At 62.8% G+C, this 15,999-nt stretch carries 16 protein-coding genes; 6 read left to right on the top strand and 10 right to left on the bottom strand.

Translation table 11 applies throughout. The features are described 5' to 3' along the window. Window positions 1-53 precede the first annotated feature (53 nt). On the top strand, window positions 54-542 hold the full coding sequence (locus tag ACP15R_RS06975) for a peroxiredoxin (RefSeq protein ID WP_424985671.1): 489 nt from the start codon (window positions 54-56) through the stop codon (window positions 540-542). Between the two features lie 84 nt (window positions 543-626). Further along, entirely contained in the window at window positions 627-929 is a 303-nt protein-coding gene (locus ACP15R_RS06970; RefSeq protein ID WP_424985670.1) for a hypothetical protein, read from the top strand. A 12-nt stretch (window positions 930-941) separates the two neighbouring features. On the opposite strand, the gene ACP15R_RS06965 is transcribed toward ACP15R_RS06970, so the two are convergent. The 6 genes from ACP15R_RS06965 to ACP15R_RS06940 form a co-directional block, all read right to left on the bottom strand. Beyond that, a complete protein-coding gene (locus ACP15R_RS06965) occupies window positions 942-1,235 on the bottom strand; it encodes a 4a-hydroxytetrahydrobiopterin dehydratase (protein ID WP_424985669.1) in 294 nt (97 codons plus the stop codon). Beyond that, entirely contained in the window at window positions 1,232-2,419 is a 1,188-nt protein-coding gene (locus tag ACP15R_RS06960; RefSeq protein WP_424985668.1) for a GNAT family N-acetyltransferase, read from the bottom strand. The genes ACP15R_RS06965 and ACP15R_RS06960 overlap by 4 nt, the downstream gene beginning before the upstream one ends. Before the next feature lie 45 nt (window positions 2,420-2,464). Further along, window positions 2,465-3,235, bottom strand: a complete 771-nt coding sequence (locus tag ACP15R_RS06955) for a glycerophosphodiester phosphodiesterase family protein (RefSeq protein WP_424985667.1) — start codon at window positions 3,233-3,235, stop codon at window positions 2,465-2,467. Next, complete coding sequence (locus ACP15R_RS06950; RefSeq protein WP_424985666.1) at window positions 3,232-3,690, bottom strand: RidA family protein; 459 nt, start codon at window positions 3,688-3,690, stop codon at window positions 3,232-3,234. The genes ACP15R_RS06955 and ACP15R_RS06950 overlap by 4 nt, the downstream gene beginning before the upstream one ends. 70 nt (window positions 3,691-3,760) lie before the next feature. Further along, window positions 3,761-5,062: an HlyD family type I secretion periplasmic adaptor subunit gene (locus ACP15R_RS06945; protein WP_424985665.1), complete on the bottom strand. Its 1,302-nt coding sequence runs from the start codon at window positions 5,060-5,062 to the stop codon at window positions 3,761-3,763. Beyond that, window positions 5,059-6,783, bottom strand: a complete 1,725-nt coding sequence (locus ACP15R_RS06940; protein ID WP_424985664.1) for a type I secretion system permease/ATPase — start codon at window positions 6,781-6,783, stop codon at window positions 5,059-5,061. The genes ACP15R_RS06945 and ACP15R_RS06940 overlap by 4 nt, the downstream gene beginning before the upstream one ends. A 191-nt stretch (window positions 6,784-6,974) precedes the next feature. Between ACP15R_RS06940 and ACP15R_RS06935 the strand changes: the two genes are divergently transcribed. Further along, window positions 6,975-7,769, top strand: a complete 795-nt coding sequence (locus tag ACP15R_RS06935; protein WP_424985663.1) for an MlaA family lipoprotein — start codon at window positions 6,975-6,977, stop codon at window positions 7,767-7,769. After that, entirely contained in the window at window positions 7,759-8,367 is a 609-nt protein-coding gene (locus ACP15R_RS06930; RefSeq protein WP_424985662.1) for an MlaC/ttg2D family ABC transporter substrate-binding protein, read from the top strand. Before ACP15R_RS06935 ends, ACP15R_RS06930 begins: the two co-directional genes overlap by 11 nt. Window positions 8,368-8,379: 12 nt before the next feature. Here the strand turns inward: ACP15R_RS06930 and ACP15R_RS06925 are convergent, their stop codons facing one another. Next, the gene (locus tag ACP15R_RS06925) at window positions 8,380-10,608 is read right to left on the bottom strand and encodes a transglycosylase domain-containing protein (RefSeq protein ID WP_424985661.1); all 2,229 of its coding nucleotides are present in this window, start codon (window positions 10,606-10,608) and stop codon (window positions 8,380-8,382) included. A 254-nt stretch (window positions 10,609-10,862) separates the two neighbouring features. Here ACP15R_RS06925 and ACP15R_RS06920 point away from each other — a divergent pair, with 254 nt between their 5' ends. Together ACP15R_RS06920 and ACP15R_RS06915 are read left to right on the top strand one after the other, a co-directional pair. Beyond that, window positions 10,863-11,201, top strand: coding sequence for a P-II family nitrogen regulator (locus ACP15R_RS06920; protein WP_424985660.1), 339 nt, complete (start codon window positions 10,863-10,865; stop codon window positions 11,199-11,201). A 29-nt stretch (window positions 11,202-11,230) separates the two neighbouring features. After that, window positions 11,231-12,556: an ammonium transporter gene (locus tag ACP15R_RS06915; RefSeq protein ID WP_424985659.1), complete on the top strand. Its 1,326-nt coding sequence runs from the start codon at window positions 11,231-11,233 to the stop codon at window positions 12,554-12,556. Window positions 12,557-12,742: 186 nt separating this feature from the next. Here the strand turns inward: ACP15R_RS06915 and rpsO are convergent, their stop codons facing one another. From rpsO to ACP15R_RS06900, 3 genes are all read right to left on the bottom strand, one after another. Beyond that, window positions 12,743-13,012 carry a 30S ribosomal protein S15 gene (gene rpsO, locus ACP15R_RS06910; protein WP_369953691.1) on the bottom strand — a complete coding sequence of 90 codons (270 nt, stop codon included), beginning with the start codon at window positions 13,010-13,012 and terminating at the stop codon, window positions 12,743-12,745. A gap of 168 nt (window positions 13,013-13,180) precedes the next feature. Further along, window positions 13,181-14,185, bottom strand: a complete 1,005-nt coding sequence (locus ACP15R_RS06905) for a calcium-binding protein (protein ID WP_424985658.1) — start codon at window positions 14,183-14,185, stop codon at window positions 13,181-13,183. A gap of 242 nt (window positions 14,186-14,427) precedes the next feature. Next, window positions 14,428-15,807 carry a glutamate decarboxylase gene (locus ACP15R_RS06900; protein ID WP_424985657.1) on the bottom strand — a complete coding sequence of 460 codons (1,380 nt, stop codon included), beginning with the start codon at window positions 15,805-15,807 and terminating at the stop codon, window positions 14,428-14,430. Window positions 15,808-15,999: the final 192 nt, after the last annotated feature.

Here is a 15,999-nt window from a genome sequence, read left to right as displayed (position 1 = left end):
ACAAATCCTAAATGTGTCACTGGCGCAAATGAAATTTCAGAAAGGGACGCAGCATGACGATTTCCACCGGAGAAAAACTGCCCGAGGCAACATTGGTCGCGATGGGCGCAGAGGGGCCCGAAGCGGTGTCGCTCGCGGACAAGACCAAGGGGCGCAAAGTCGTGATCTTCGCGGTTCCCGGCGCCTTTACGCCGACCTGCCATTCCGCGCATGTGCCCAGCTTTATCCGCACCAAGGCCGAGTTCGACGGCAAGGGAGTCGACGAGATCATCTGTGTCTCGGTGAATGACCCCTTCGTGATGAAGGCCTGGGGCGAAGCCACCGGTGCCGAAGCGGCCGGCCTGACCATGCTGTCCGATCCCGAAAGCGCGTTCACCAAGGCAATCGGCATGGATTTTGACGCCCCGCCCGCCGGGCTGATCGCGCGCTCGCGCCGCTATGCGATGCTGGTCGAAGATGGCAGCGTCACGCTGCTGCAGGCCGAGGAAAACCCGGGCGTCTGCGAGGTTTCCGGCGGCGAGGGGCTGCTGGCCTCCATGTAACGACCTGGCGATCACCGGGGGATGGTCCCGGTGATCGCCCGCGCGGCCGGCTCGCGCTCTTGATTCTGACCAAGCGGGAACGTCATGACCAACCTGTTTCGACTTGCCCCGGTTCTGTGTGTCGTTGCGGCCTGCGAGATGCCGGACAATGCAACGTCTGGCGCGCATGGGGTCGCCGATATCGCGCTGGTGGATGGGCGCAACTGCTGGGCCAATCGGTGTTTCGACTATGATGGCACACGTCAGACGGTCGTGCTGCCGGGCAAGAATCCCGCGCGGGTGCCGGGTGGGATCGACACGCAAAAGGGTTACGTGACTGCGCCCGAGTTCACCGCGATGTTCAACGCCGCCGCAATGTCCTATGCCAACGGTGTGGGCCGACGCTGATCCTTTGCGCGCTCAGACCAGGCTGTCCATCTTGCGGGCAAGCTTGGCGTCCTGCGCGCTCAGCCCGTCGACATCATGTGTGGTCAGCACCACGTTCACGGTCTTGTAGACATTGCTCCATTCCGGGTGGTGGTCCCATTTCTCCGCCCAGATCGCCACGCGGGTCATCCAGCCGAAGGCATCGATGAAGTTCTTGAAGACAAATTTCTTGGCGATGGCGTCGCGGCCCTCGACCATGGTCCAGCCGGTCTTGAAGAGCGGATCAAGCAGCGGTCCGCGTGCCTCGTCTGACAGTTTCTCGGTCATTGCTGTTCCTCCACCTGTGGTTTCCTGAACGGGCCATATTCGGTCAGCACTTCGATCTCTTCCTCGACCGCGTTTCGCTCGGCCTCGAGGTAATTGGCGATCGCCTCGGCAAAGCCCGGATCCGCGACCCAGTGCAGGCTGTGGGTCTGGGTCGGCAAATAGCCGCGCGCCAGCTTGTGTTCTCCCTGCGCCCCGGCCTCGACCCGCGTCATGCCCCGCGCGATGGCAAGATCGATGGCCCGATAATAGCACAGTTCGAAATGCAGGCAGGGGTGATGTTCAATACAGCCCCAATAGCGCCCAAAGAGCGTATCCCGGCCAATCACGTTCAGCGCGCCCGCAACCCAGCGGCCCTCGCGTTCGGCCAGCACCAGCGCGAGATCGTCGCGCAGATGGTCCTGCGCCAGATCGAAGAACCGCCGGGTCAGATACGGAGACCCCCACTTGCGCGCACCTGTGTCCTGGTAGAACGTCCAGAACGCGTCCCAGTGTTCGGCCCTGATCTGATCGCCGCTCAGAACGTGGATGGTGCCGCCAAAGCCATTGGCCTGCGCGCGCTCCTTGCGGATGTTCTTGCGCTTGCGTGACGACAGGCTGGCGAGAAAGCCGTCGAAATCGCCATAGCCGTCGTTCAGCCAGTGGAACTGTTGGCTGGCGCGGGCCATCAATCCCATCTTTTCACCGGCGGCGGCTTCCTCCTTGGTGCAAAAGGTCACGTGCAGCGAGGACAGCTGGTTGTCCGCCGTCAGCTGTACTGCGCCCTGTACCAGGGCCGACTGGCCGATTTCTTCGTATCCCGGTCGCACCAGGAACCGGCGACCGGTCGCCGGGGTGTGCGGCACGGCGATCTGGAGTTTGGGATAATAGTTCCCGCCCGCCCGTTCATAGGCATGAGCCCAGTTGTGGTCGAAAATATATTCGCCCTGCGAATGCGATTTGGCATAGAGCGGCGCGCAGGCGATCAGCATCCCGTCAAGATAGGCGGTCAGGTATTGCGGCTGCCAGCCGGTGCCGCGCCCGACCGAGCCCGAGTCTTCCAGAGCGGACAGAAAGCGATGGGTGGTGAACGGATCGATCGGGCGGCCGCCATCCGCCGTTTCGGGACAGGCGCAGCCGTCCCAATCCTCGGGCGCGATCTGCGACAGGGCGCCAATCACCTGGATTTCGATCTGTGCCTGGTCCATCTGTTCCTCGTGCGTGACCTTTATCTGGGCCCGTCAATCGCCGGATTAACCCGCAAGCGGTGCCAGATACCGTTCAAAGGTCACATTGTCGGCATGGCACCGCGCCTCTGCCTCTTCGCTGGGCGAGCGAACCGTCCAGCACAGGACCGGCACCCCGTCCGCGCGCAGCTCTGCAACGCGGGGGTTTTCGAGATCCGCCTTTTCGTGGCTGATGAAGCTGGCCCCGCAGCTGTCGAAATCCGGGATCTGCCGCAGCCGTTCACAGGTCGCGACGGGCAAGGGCCATTCCGCCGGGTCATAGCCGCTGGTGACCAGCCCGCGTGGCAGATCGGGGGCCAGTTCGGCCATCCTGGCAACGCTGTGCGGATTGAAAGACATCACCGCAACCGGGCCGAAATATCCGCGCAGCGCCGCCACCGTGGCCTGTTCCAGCGGGCCGATCGCCGTGCCCATGGCTCCATCCTGATCCTTGATTTCGATCAGCAGCGGCACCTGCCCATCGACCAGGGCGACGATCTCGGACAGGGTCGGTATGGTTTCGCCGTCGCCATGCCGGAGCGCCACGCTGCGCGCCTGCTCCCGGCTCAGCCCGCGCACCGGGCCGGATTGTCCGGTCAGGCGGCCCAGGTCATAGTCGTGAAACACCAGCGCCTGCGCATCGTTGGTCAGTTGCAGGTCGACCTCGATGCCGTATCCCGCGGCGATGGCCGCGCGGATCGCCGCGCGGCTGTTTTCCGGGCGCCCATCCGAGATGTCGTGCAACGCACGGTGTGCGATGGGTGTTCTTGTGAACACGCCGGGCAGGGCAGGGGTCATTTGATCTGGAAAGTGCCTTCGATTTCCACCGCAACCCCCAAGGGCAGCGCCGCCGCGGACACGGCCGAGCGCGAATGCCGCCCCGCGTCGCCCAGTGCCTCGACCAGGAAATCGGATGCACCGTTCACCACCTTGGGCTGGTCGGTGAAATCATCGGTCGAGTTGACAAAGGCGGTCAGCTTGACCACCCGCACCAGCCGGTCAAGATCACCGTCACAGGCGGCCCTGACCTGTGCCAGCAGGTTGATCGCGCAGGCCCGCGCCGCCGCGGCACCGGCCTCGACATCCATCGTATCGCCCAGCTTGCCCAGGATCAGGCCGTTTGCATCATTGGAGATCTGGCCCGAAACATAGACGATGTCGCCCATTGTCACGAACGGGACATAGTTCGCCGCCGGTGCGGGCGCGTCTGGCAATGTCACGCCAAGTTCGGCGAGTTTGTCTTGGATGCTCATGTCTGATCCCCTCTGGAGTCGCGTTTCGCGCGGACGCTAGCCGGGTTCGGCGGCGGCGAAAAGCCCCAACTCAGGATTCGCGGAATGCCTTGGTGAAATAGTCCGCCAGGGGTTTGACCAGATAGGCGAGCGGCGTGCGCGCATCGGTGCGGATAAAGGTTTCGACCGGCATGCCGGGTATCAGGATCGTACCCTCGGGCAACCTGTCCTGCTGGCCCTCCTCCAGCATGATCTCGGCACGATAGAACGACGCGCGGCTGTTGGTATCCTCGAACGCGTCCGCCGAAACATGGGTGACCGTTCCGAACAGTTCCGGCGTTTCCCGCTGATCCAGCGCGGAAAACCGCAGAGTCACCGGCTGGCCGAGGAAAATCTTGTCGATATGGATCGGCTCGACACGCGCGGCAATCACCAGCGGACGATCCTGCGGCACCAGATACAGCACCGGATCGGCGGGGCGGATGACCGAACGCGGCGTCTGGACCTGAAGATCATAGACGATCCCGGATACCGGGGCGGTGATGTCCAGCCGGTTCAGCCGCTCGATCAGCGAGCGGCGCTGCTCGGCCAGTTCCAGCTCGCGGTATTGCAGGTCGCGCAGGCGGGTGATCGCCTCTTCGCGCTGCGTGGTGTCCAGCTTCAGAACCTCGATGTCGATCTCGGTGATGCGGCCCTCGGCCTGCGCCTCGGACGCAATGAGCTCGCCCAGGGTGCCGTCAAGATCGGCGGCGGACCGTTCCAGGTTCAACACCGTGCCCGCCTGTGCAAGCCCGCGATCCAGCAGCGATTTCTGGTTGTCGAGCTCCTTGCCGATCAGGCTGAGCTGGCGTTTGAGCGATTCCTGCTGCGCGCGGATGCCCTTGATCTGGTCCTGGATTTGCCCGCGGCGTTTTTCCAGCTGTTCGGATTCCTTGGCGGTCGATTCCCGGCGCGCGGTAAAGAGCCGTTCCTGCCCTTCGATCAGTCCGCTGACCTCGGGGCGGATCGCGGCGGCCTCGGTCAAGACCGGGTCAAAGGTGATCGTATCGGCACCATCGCGTTCGGCTTCGAGCCGCCCGCGACGGGCCATGAGCTCAAACAGCTGGCCCTCGGCAATCAGCAGGTCCGATGTGAGCAGCTTGGAATCCAGGCGGATCAGCACCGCGCCCTCGATCACGCTGTCGCCCTCATCCACCAGGATTTCCGCAACCACGCCGCCATCGGGATGCTGGACCACCTGGCGATTACGGTCGACCTCCAGCCGCCCCGGAGCGATGATCGCCCCGGCGATGTTGGACACAACCGACCATGTCCCAAAGCCGCCCACCAGCAGCAGCAACCCGAACAGGCCAAACAGAACCGGCCTGCGCGCCGACCATGTGTTCGCGCTCATTGGACCCCTCCCATGGACGGCGATTTCTTGAGTTGTTCGTGGTTGGCGACCATCTCCTGCAACACCTTGTCCTTGGGGCCAAAGGCGGCGCGGGTGCCGTTATCCATCACCAGCAGGGTGTCACATTCCTGGATCGCCGCCGGCCGGTGCGCCATGATCAGAACCGATCCACCCGCCGCCTTGTGGTCGCGAATTGCCTTGTTCAGCGCCATCGAGCCTTCGTTGTCGAGGTTCGAGTTGGGTTCGTCCAGAATCACGATGACCGGATCTCCGTATAGCGCACGGGCCAGCCCGATACGCTGCATCTGTCCGCCGGACAGCCGCCCGCCCCCCGCCGCCACGCGGGTGTCATAGCCATCGGGCAGCTTGACGATCATGTCATGGGCATCGGCCTTCTTGGCGGCGGCGACGACCGCCTTGCTGTCGGGGTTGTCGCTAAGCCGGGCGATATTGGCCGCGATGGTTCCGTCAAACAGCTGCACCCGCTGGGGCAGGTAGCCGATATACCGTCCCAGATCGTCGGGCGCGTATTGGTCAAGCGATGCACCGTCCAGGCGAATGGTGCCGCCAGCGGGCCGCCAGACACCGGTCAGGGCCCGCGCAAGCGTGGATTTGCCCGATCCGGACGGCCCGATCACGCCCACGGCCTGGCCCGGTTCGACACGAAAATTCACCGTCTTGAGCGAGGCGCGGGTATCGCCGGGCGGCACGATGGTAAGCGCCTGCACGTCCAGCCGCGCCTTGGGCGCGGGCAACTCGGTGCGCTGCGCTTCCGGCGGGACCTTTTCCAACAGGTCGGCAAGCGTGTTCCAGCCCTTTGAGGCGCGCTGAACCAGCGCCCATTGGCCGATGGCCAGTTCGATCGGGGCCAGCGCGCGGCCCAGCAAGATCGACGCGGCGATCATCGCGCCCGCCGTGACCTCGTTCTGCAATACCAGATAGGCACCCAGGCCCAGCATGGCGGATTGCAGGAACAGCCGCAGCGTCTTGGTCATCGAGGTGAACGTGCCGCCCACGTCATTTGCTCCGATGCTCTCCTTGAGCGAGGCATCGCGCGCCGATTTCCACCGCTCGAACGCCGCGCCCCGCATCCCCATGCTCTGGATCATCTCGGCCTCGTTGCGAATCTCGTCCGACAGCATCGAGGCCCGGTGGGTGGCGGAATTGGCCTGCATCTGCGGGCGGCGCGAGAACAATTGGTTCAATAGCGTGATCAGGATCAGGATCGCGCCGCCACCCAGGGCCAGCATCCCGAGCCAGGGGTGAAACAGGATGATCCCCGCGAGGAAGATCGGTGTCCAGGGCAGGTCGAACGCCGCCATGAGCACCGGCGACGAAATCAGCCGCTGCACCGCCTCCAGATCGGACAGACCGGTTTGCGCGGCCGGGTCGGGGGCAACGGCGGAGCGGCGTACCATGGCGTCAAAGACACGGTGATCCAGCGCCGACTGGAACCGCGCCCCGACCCGCGCCATGATGCGGCCCCGGCTGTAATCCAGCACCCCCATCACGCCATAGAGAAACGCCACCAGCAGCGACAGCGCGACCAGCGTTTCCTCGGACCGGCTGCCCAGGACGCGGTCATAGACCTGCAACATGTAAAGCGGCCCGGTCAGCATCAGCAGGTTGGCGAAAAAGCTGAAGATGCCGACAACCCAATACAGCGTACGCCCTTGCCGGCGTGCCTTGCGGAGTTCGTCGCGGCCCGGCTTTGTCATCATCGGAAATCTGCCCCGTCCTGTTGGTACATCGATCGGCCCATGGGCAGCGTGATCATGCGCAGCGCCGACATGGCCTGTTCCCAAACTGCCACAATTTCATTAAGTGAAGTTGGACCGAGTGTGAACCTACCCTGTTTGCATTAGTCAGTTGCCCACTTGAATACTTCACACTGAAGACGGACGCGAATTTCATGACCTTGCCCCTGCGCGCTCAGACCCTGATTGTTGCCGGTCTCTGCCTGTCCCTGATGTCGGCCTGCACGGTTCGCAACCCCGGCGAGCGTGACAGCGCCGTGCCGTTTGACCCATACGAAAACAACAACCGCAAGGTCCACCAGTTCAACCTTGGCGTAGATAAGCTGTTTTTCCGTCCTGCTGCAAAAGGTTACACGAATATCATCCCGGATCCGATCGAAGACAGTTTCAACAGTTTCGCCGCCAATCTGTCCGAACCGGGGGATGCCGCGAACTATCTTCTGCAAGGGGATTTCAAGCAGGCGGGCATTTCGATCGGCCGGTTCCTAATGAACACGACCATCGGATTCGCCGGTCTCGCCGACCCCGCTTCCGAGTTCGGCATCCCGGTGACAGAAACCGATTTCGGCGCGACCCTGGCCGCCTGGGGGGTCGGAGAGGGGGCCTATATCGAACTGCCGTTCTTTGGCCCGTCGACACAGCGCGATTCGGTTGGCGTTTTTGTCGATTTCTTTACCAACCCGCTGACCTTCGCGCCCACGCGCCCCATCGAGAATGTCGGCTTTTACGCCAATGCCGTGGAACGGCTCAGCGCGCGGGGCAGGTATTCGGATACCATCGATTCTATCCTGTATGAGAGCGAAGACAGCTATGCGGTCGCGCGCGTGATCTATTTGCAGAATCGCCGGTTTGAACTGGAAGGCAACAGTGGCGATACCTATGTAGACCCCTATGCAACATCCGACACCGACCCATACGAGGATCCCTATGCAGACCCCTATGCCGAATAAACCCCTGATGCGCCGCAGCTTTCTCGGATCGGCTGTGGCCTTTGCCGGTCTTGCGGCGCTGCCGATGCCGGCGCTGGCACTGACCGAGGCAGGGGCCCGCAAGCTGGTTGACCAACTGGTTGGCGAGATCAACAACGTGATTGCCTCGGGCAAGTCCGAGGCCGCGATGATCCGTGATTTCGAACGCATTTTCGTCAAGTTCGCCGATGTGCCGATCATGGCACGCTACGCGCTTGGCGCCGATGCCCGTTCGGCCAGCCGGGCACAGCTGAACGCCTTCACCAAGGCGTTCCAGGGCTATATCGCCCGCAAATACGGCCGGCGGTTCCGCGAGTTCATCGGCGGCACGGTCGAAGTGACCGCGACTCGCAAGATCAAGAGCGGTTATGAGATCCGCAGCATTGCCAAGCTGCGCGGCGAGGCTCCTTTTGAGGTAACTTTCCTCGTGTCCGACAAATCCGGTCGTGACAAGTTCTTCAACATGTTCATCGAGGGCGTGAACCTGCTGCTGACCGAGCGCACCGAAATCGGTGCGATGCTCGATCGGCGCAAGGGCAATATCGACCAGCTGACGGCGGATATCTCCAAGCTGGGATAGGCGGCGGCCCGCCTATCTGTCGTTGAAATCCTGTGGCCGCTGGTTGCGGCCGCCGCCACCGCCGAAAATGTCGCGCAATACCTTGTCGACGACACCGCCAAGGCCGGTCCCGCCCGAGCCGCCCTGGCGGGGTGCCCCGCCGTCGCGGTTCTCAACCGGGCCCGCCGGGGCACGCATCGGCAGCGGGGTCGGCTCGAGCCCCTGATGCACCCGGACCATTGTCTCGTGCCAGATCTCGGCTGGCAGCCCGCCGCCGGTGACGCCGCTCAGGGGCGTATTGTCGTCATAACCCATCCAGACGCCGGCGACATATTGCGAGGTAAAGCCGATGAACCAGGCATCGCGCGCCGCCTGGGTTGTGCCGGTCTTGCCGGCGGCTTGCCAATTCGGCAGTTTCGCGCGCCGTCCCGAGCCTTCGGAAACCACTTTTTCCATCATCCAGATCAACTCCTCGGCGGCCTTGGTCTGGATCACGCGTTCGCCGATCCCGCCCTCGGTGCCCATGAGCGCGTCGCGCTCGCCCAGAAGTTTCAATTCGGTCAACCCATAGGGGGTCACCGCCGAGCCGCCATTCAGGATGCCCGCATAGGCCCCGGTCATCTCGATCAGCGTGCTTTCCGAGGCACCAAGCGCCAGCGCCGGTCCCGCCGCCAGGTCGCTTTCAAGCCCGAACTGGCTGGCAACCTGCCGCACGAGCTCGCGTCCGACCCGCTCGGAAACCTTGACCGCCGGAATGTTGAGCGAGTCCTTTAGCGCATCCGCAAGCGTCACCCGCCCCTTGTAATTCTTGGTATAGTTCTTGGGGCACCATTGCCCGGAACCGGGAATGTTCATGCAGAACGGTTCGTCTATCACCGTGTCCAGCGGCGAGTAGCCAAGATCCAGCGCCGCCCCGTAGACAAAGGGCTTGAACGCCGAGCCGGTCTGGCGCTTGGCCTGAACCGCGCGGTTGAACGCGCCGGCAACCTTGGTTTCGCGCCCGCCGACAATGGCGCGCACCGCACCATCCGCCGACATCACGACAATCGCCGCCTCGGCTTTGGACCCCGCCCGGACCTTGTTCTCGAACACGTATTGCATCGCCTCTTCCGCCGCCGCCTGAAGCCGCCGGTCCAGCGTGGTGCGGATGATGACGTCTTCGGTGGTGTTGCGGGTGAAATACTCGGGCCCGGCGGCCATGACCCAATCGGCGAAGTAACCGCCGGCGCGCTCTGCCGCCGCTTTCGAGAGCTGTGCAGGATGGTCGCGCGCCTCTTTGGCTTGCGCGGCACTCAGGTATCCCTGATCTTCCATCAGCCCCACGATCACCGTCGCGCGGTTTTGCGACCGGGTCAGGCTGTTGGTGGGGGCATAGCGCGTCGGAGCCACCAGCAACCCGGCGAGCATTGCCGCCTCGGCGGGGGAAACCTTGGATGCGGATTTGCCGAAATAGCGTTGGCTTGCCGCCTCGAAACCGCGCGCGCCGGCACCCAGGAAGGCCCGGTTCATGTAAATCGTCAGGATTTCGTCCTTGGAATACTTGGCCTCCATGGCCAGGGCAAACACCGCTTCCTTGATCTTGCGCTGGATGGTGCCGCGTCGGCAATCGGCCTCGTATTCCGCTTCGGACAGGCCCGATGCCGGGTCATAGGGATCGCCCAGGCACAGCAGCTTGGCGGTTTGCTGGGTAATGGTCGATCCGCCGTGGCCGGACAAGGGGCCGCGCCCTTCGCTCAGGTTGATGCGCACAGCGCTGGCAATGCCGCGCGGGCTGACACCGAAATGGCGGTAAAACCGCTTGTCCTCGGTTGCGACAATGGCGTTGTGCAGGTTGGATGAAACCGTCTCGGTGGTGATCACGCCGCCGAACTGATCGCCGCGCCAGGCAAACACATCGCCGTTGCGGTCGAGCATGGTGACCGACCCGCGCGCGCGCCCATCGAGCAGCTGGGTCACATCCGGCAGCGTCGTATAGATATAGCCGACCCACAGCGCGATGATCAGGCAGACCACCGAGCCGACCCGCCAGGTGATGCCCCAGATCAGCCGCAGAACCCACCGGATCAGCCGCCGAAACAGCCCGACGATACCGCCGCCACCGCTGGCCTTGCGGCGGGTTGTCTTGCGCTTGCGGGGTGCCGGTTTGGCCTTTGCCGGGGCTTTCCGCGTCTTGGTCGCGGTGGTCTTGCGGGTTTTCCGCTGTCCCGAGGGATAGCGTTTGTCGGCCACCAATGGCGGCTTGCGAGGTGTTTTGTTGGTCATGCTCAGCCCTGCCCGGCCTTTGTGTTTGGGGCGACATTACATGCACCGGGACGGTTTGTTGAGCCTCCGATTGACCGGGATATGCCCTTTCTTAACTGATGAAAAATTGGTCACTTGCCAAATTTAGTGCAAAAATTGTGCATCTTTCCACGTTTGCCACCCGGTTTGCACGTCCAAACCATTTGCAACGCTGCATCGCGGCGTTTTGCTCCGGGTGTCTGTACGCAGGGAGCCTGCAAAGGAAAGGGATCGAGGTGAAACTCATCATAGCGACAATCAAGCCGTTCAAGCTGGAAGAGGTGCGCGAGGCGCTGACCGAATCCGGGGTGCGCGGCATGATGGTGACCGAAATCAAGGGCTTTGGATCGCAATCCGGCCATACCGAAATCTATCGCGGCGCGGAATACGCGGTGAATTTCGTGCCCAAGATCAAACTTGAACTCGTTGTCAGCGCGGCCATGGCGGACCAGGTCGTCGAGACCATCACCAAGACCGCCAAGACCGGCAAGATCGGGGACGGCAAGATTTTCGTTCTCGACGTGGAGCAGGCCATTCGCGTGCGCACCGGCGAAATCAACGAAGAAGCGCTGTGATACCGCGGCGGAAAAGGGGAATTGACACAATGACACCGACCAAAACGATTGCCACAGCAGCCGCGCTCGTCGCGTTGCCGTCGCTGGGGCTGGCGCAGGAGGCGGATGTGACGCCGACCAATGCCGATATCGGCTTTATCCTGACCACATTCATGTTCATCGTCATGGGCGTGCTGGTGTTCTGGATGGCGGCGGGGTTCGCGATGCTCGAAGCCGGGCTGGTGCGCTCCAAGAACGTCACCATGCAGCTGACCAAGAACATGGCGCTGTTCTCGCTGGCGGCGATCTTTTATTTCGTGATCGGCTATAACCTGATGTATCCGGGCGATGGCTGGTCGATTCCGGGTATGCTCGGGGCGTTTTCCCTGACAAGCCTCGAACCGGTCGGGCTGGCCGGGGCCGAGCCGGATCTCACCTATGCGTCGGTTGGCTCTGACTTCTTCTTTCAGCTGATGTTCTGTGCGGCGACCGCGTCGATCGTGTCCGGTGCGCTGGCCGAGCGCATCAAGCTGTGGCCGTTCCTGATCTTCGTGGTGATCCTGACCGCGCTGATCTACCCGATCCAGGCCAGCTGGAAATGGGGCGGTGGTTTCCTTGACGAAGCCGGCTTCCTTGATTTCGCCGGCTCCACCGTGGTTCACTCGGTCGGTGGCTGGGCGGCGTTGACCGGCGCGCTGATCCTTGGTCCGCGCATCGGGAAATACAGCAAGGAGGGTCGCGTGATTCCGATCCCCGGTTCCAACCTGGCGCTGGCCACTCTGGGGACGTTCATCCTGTGGATGGGCTGGTTCGGGTTCAATGGCGGCTCGCAGCTTTACATGGATACAGCCGGAAATGTCGCTGACATCAGCCGCATTCTTGCCAACACCAACGCGGCCGCGGCGGCAGGAGCGGTGGCGGCGCTGATCCTGACCCAGCTGCTCTACAAGAAGCCCGACCTCACCATGATCCTGAACGGTGCGCTTGCCGGCCTGGTGTCGATCACCGCCGAACCGCTGACCCCGTCGCTGTTTTCCGCGACGCTGATCGGTGCAGTCGGCGGTGTGATCGTGGTCTTTGCGGTGCCGTTCCTCGACAAGCTCAAGATCGACGATGTGGTCGGCGCGATCCCGGTCCACCTGTTCGCGGGCATCTGGGGTACGATTGCGGTGGTCTTTACCAATTCCGATGCGTCGCTGATCACCCAGCTTTATGCGATCCTCGTGGTTGGTGTGTTCGTGGTCGTGACCTCGGCGGTTGCATGGCTCATCCTCAAGGCAGTCATGGGTATCCGCGTCGGCGAAGAGGAAGAAATCAACGGTCTCGACATGGCGGAACTGGGCATGGAAGCCTATCCGGAGTTCTCCAAGGGCTGATCGGGCCACCTGATTTTCGAAAGGGCTCCGGCGTGATGCGTCGGGGCCTTTTGCTATTCTCAGGATGGCCTGGCACTCCGCCGTTCTGGCTTCAAACGCAAAAACGCCCGCCAAATCCTGGCGGGCGTTTGATTCCGTCTCGATTGATTCCAACCCTCGCGACGGGGGCTTGGATCGGGACGCGGATTAGCGGCGCAGGCCCAGACGTTTGATCAGGTCCTGGTAGCGCGCCTCATCCTTGCGCTTGACATAGTCCAGCAGCTTGCGGCGCTGAGCAACCATCTTGAGCAGGCCGCGGCGGCCATGGTTGTCTTTCTTGTGGGTCTTGAAGTGTTCGGTCAGGGTCGCGATGCGCGAACTCAGAACAGCAACCTGAACTTCCGGCGATCCGGTGTCGCCTTCCTTGGTTGCGAATTCCTTCATGATCCGCGATTTTTCTTCCAGCGTAATCGACATCGGGGTCTCCTTTGCAGGTTAGAGTGGATGGCGCAGGCCGGGATGTCGTCCAGCACAGGCCCATGGAGAATGTTCCCCACCGACCGCAAAGCACGCGAGTCGTCGGGGATGGGCGCGTATAGGCGCATTTTCCGCCAAAGGCAAAGGGTTTCGCGATGCCGTGCCGGATCAGGCGTTGCCCAGGCCCAGGGCGGCACCGGTGCCGTGATCCATGATGACGATATCTTGGGCGGTCAGGGTGCTGCCGCCCATCACGCTGGCAACTTCGGTGCCATCGACCCAGATATGGCTGAGCCCAGGAGTGTCTTCGTCCGCGATCACCTCGATATGTGGCTCGGGATTCTGTTCCAGGTCTGACATCACCAGTATCTGGTCCTCGTCAGCATCGTAATCCGTGACCCGGATCGCTCCGGGATCGTCTTCATCGCCGTCCTCTTGAGCGGGTTGGCTGGCATCCAGAACGAACCGGTCCGCCCCGTTTCCACCGGACAGTACATCGTCGCGACCGCCGATCAGAGTGTCATCGCCATCGCCGCCATTGAGATAATCCTTGGTCTCGTCATCCCGCAGCTCGCCATCTTCGGCATCGATCCCCAACAGAATATCGTTGCCAGCACCGCCTTGCAGGGTATCCTTGCCGTCACCGCCGGTCAGAACATCGTCGCCCATGCCGCCATGCAAGGCGTCGTCGCCCGAATTGCCGTGCAGCGTATCGTCGCCATCGCCACCCTGCAGCCCGTCCGCGCCGCCGCCGCCCAGCAGCATGTCATCGCCGCCATGGCCAAACAGCAGGTCATCGCCCATTTCACCGTTCAGCAGATCCTGCCCGTCGCCGCCATGCAGCGTATCCTTGCCGTCGCCGCCGGAAAGGGCATCGTCACCAGCCGCACCGTGCAGCGTATCGTTGCCCGCGCCACCATGGATCACATCCGCACCGCCATACCCGTTTATCTGGTCGTGGCCGGCATCGCCATCGATCTGTTCCGGGGCCGCGCCGCCGGACAAGATTTGGTTGAGCGGCACGATTTCAACCTCGGCTTCGCCCGTGGCCATATCCTCGGTTTCCGGTTCCGCGGCATCATCGATGTCGGTATCGGTTTCGGCAGACATATCAACCGCAACGGCCGCGCCGCCGACGGCGAGCAAGCCCAGCAATCCAGCCAACATCAACATTGGGACTCTCCACAGACTACATCCGCCGGAGTAGGCCATGATCATGAGGTCGGGGTCAAAGCAAAGCTGACTTCACGGTTAAGGGCCGGTTAACGGGTCCGCCATCCTGCCTCCGGGCCATACGCGGGGTGCCGGGGGGGGCGTGCGCCTGTCAAGGTCACGGGGCATCCGAGCGCAACCCATCGCGTTTGGAGCCGAACGGGTGGTTTCAAGCGCAAACTGGGCACGATCCACATGAGGTGTCAGTGATGGAACCCGGACGCGTCCTCGCGACCCAGCGGAACCTGCGCCGGATGCCTGTCCAGATGGCCGAGCGCTGCCTTCATGTCGCCGACCAGCAAGGCGCAGAGATCCCGGCTGACGCCGTTGCGAACAAGGATCCGCTGGATCGCCTGATCCTCGCAATTTGCAGGCAGGGTATAGGCCGGCACCTGCCATCCCCGCACGCGCAGGCGGTCGGCGAGGTCAAACAGGCTGAAGCCGTGATCGATGCCCTCTTTCATCTTCCATGATACGGCCGGGATGCCCCTGCGACGGTCGCCGTCAAACACGATCTCGAACGGCCCCATGGAACGGATCTCATCTGCCAGGAACCTGGCGGAATCGTAGCAGGCGCCGTGCACCTTTTCATACCCTTCCCGACCCAGACGCAGGAAGTTGTAGTACTGGCAGGCAATCTGACCGCCCGGGCGCGAGAAATTCAGAGCGATGTCTTTCATGTTGCCGCCCAGGTAGTTGACCCAGAAAATCATGTTCTCGGGCAGGTCGAGTTCCTCGCGCCACATCACCCAGCCGACACCCAGCGGGGCCAGGCCGAACTTGTGCCCCGACGCGTTGATCGAGCGCACGCGGGGCAGGCGGAAATCCCATTCCAGGTCCGGCGCGCAGAACGGCGCGAGAAAGCCGCCGCTGGCCCCGTCCACATGGATCGGGATGTCGAGCCCGGTGTCGTTCTGCAGCTGATCGAGCGCATCGCTGACCGCCTTGACCGGTTCGTACTCGCCGGTAAAGGTCACGCCGAGCGTGGGCACCACGCCGATGGTGTTCTCGTCGCAATAGTTCAGCGCCTCTTGCGGTGTCATCAGCAGGCGGCCGTTTTCCATCGGGATCTCGCGGTGTTCGACATCCCAATAGCGGGTGAACTTGTGCCAGCAAACCTGCACCGGCCCGGTTACGAGGTTGGGCTTGTCGGTCGGTTTCCCTTCGGCTTTGCGCCTGGCTTCCCAGCGGCGTTTCATCGCCAACCCGCCCAGCATGGCCGCCTCGCTGGATCCCGTCGTCGAGCACCCGGTCGCGCTTCCGGCTGGCGCGTGCCAAAGATCGGCCAGCATGCGCACACACCGCGCTTCGATCTCGGCGGTCTGGGGGTATTCGTCCTTGTCGATCATGTTCTTGTCGATGCAGGCATCCATCAGCTTGTGGATTTCCGGCTCTTCCCATGTCTGGCAAAAGGTCGCGAGGTTCTGGCGCGAGTTGCCATCCAGCATCAATTCGTCGCGAACGGCGGCATAGACCCGGCCTGGATCGTTTTCGGTGGACGGGAACTCGGACTTTGGCAGCGTCTGCGACAGCAGGTTCGAGCCATAGACTTCGTCATTCTGGTTCTCGGGGCGATCGGTCATCATGGACTCCGGGCGATCTGGATTGCGCTGACGGGCCGGCGTCGGCCGCGCCGGCCCGTCTGATGGTGTTCTGGCGCATTGCGCGGTTGCCGGTCGTGGCGACGGATCCCGGACCGGCGATCACGGGCGGGCAATGCGTTTGCATCAAAGCTGGCATGGTTGTGGCCCGAAATCCACGTGAAATCACATCCT

The organism is Microbulbifer sp. S227A, from assembly GCF_049800935.1.
This window is presented reverse-complemented; position numbering and strand designations above follow the sequence as displayed.

Coding starts and splice junctions, on each gene's coding strand:
- ACP15R_RS06945 (WP_424985665.1), bottom strand. CDS start 5,062: ATGAGCGCGAACACATGGTCGGCGCGCAGGCCGGTTCTGTTTGGCCTG.
- ACP15R_RS06935 (WP_424985663.1), top strand. CDS start 6,975: ATGACCTTGCCCCTGCGCGCTCAGACCCTGATTGTTGCCGGTCTCTGC.
- ACP15R_RS06960 (WP_424985668.1), bottom strand. CDS start 2,419: ATGGACCAGGCACAGATCGAAATCCAGGTGATTGGCGCCCTGTCGCAG.
- ACP15R_RS06905 (WP_424985658.1), bottom strand. CDS start 14,185: ATGTTGATGTTGGCTGGATTGCTGGGCTTGCTCGCCGTCGGCGGCGCG.
- rpsO (WP_369953691.1), bottom strand. CDS start 13,012: ATGTCGATTACGCTGGAAGAAAAATCGCGGATCATGAAGGAATTCGCA.
- ACP15R_RS06965 (WP_424985669.1), bottom strand. CDS start 1,235: ATGACCGAGAAACTGTCAGACGAGGCACGCGGACCGCTGCTTGATCCG.
- ACP15R_RS06900 (WP_424985657.1), bottom strand. CDS start 15,807: ATGACCGATCGCCCCGAGAACCAGAATGACGAAGTCTATGGCTCGAAC.
- ACP15R_RS06930 (WP_424985662.1), top strand. CDS start 7,759: ATGCCGAATAAACCCCTGATGCGCCGCAGCTTTCTCGGATCGGCTGTG.
- ACP15R_RS06915 (WP_424985659.1), top strand. CDS start 11,231: ATGACACCGACCAAAACGATTGCCACAGCAGCCGCGCTCGTCGCGTTG.
- ACP15R_RS06925 (WP_424985661.1), bottom strand. CDS start 10,608: ATGACCAACAAAACACCTCGCAAGCCGCCATTGGTGGCCGACAAACGC.
- ACP15R_RS06940 (WP_424985664.1), bottom strand. CDS start 6,783: ATGATGACAAAGCCGGGCCGCGACGAACTCCGCAAGGCACGCCGGCAA.
- ACP15R_RS06975 (WP_424985671.1), top strand. CDS start 54: ATGACGATTTCCACCGGAGAAAAACTGCCCGAGGCAACATTGGTCGCG.
- ACP15R_RS06970 (WP_424985670.1), top strand. CDS start 627: ATGACCAACCTGTTTCGACTTGCCCCGGTTCTGTGTGTCGTTGCGGCC.
- ACP15R_RS06950 (WP_424985666.1), bottom strand. CDS start 3,690: ATGAGCATCCAAGACAAACTCGCCGAACTTGGCGTGACATTGCCAGAC.
- ACP15R_RS06955 (WP_424985667.1), bottom strand. CDS start 3,235: ATGACCCCTGCCCTGCCCGGCGTGTTCACAAGAACACCCATCGCACAC.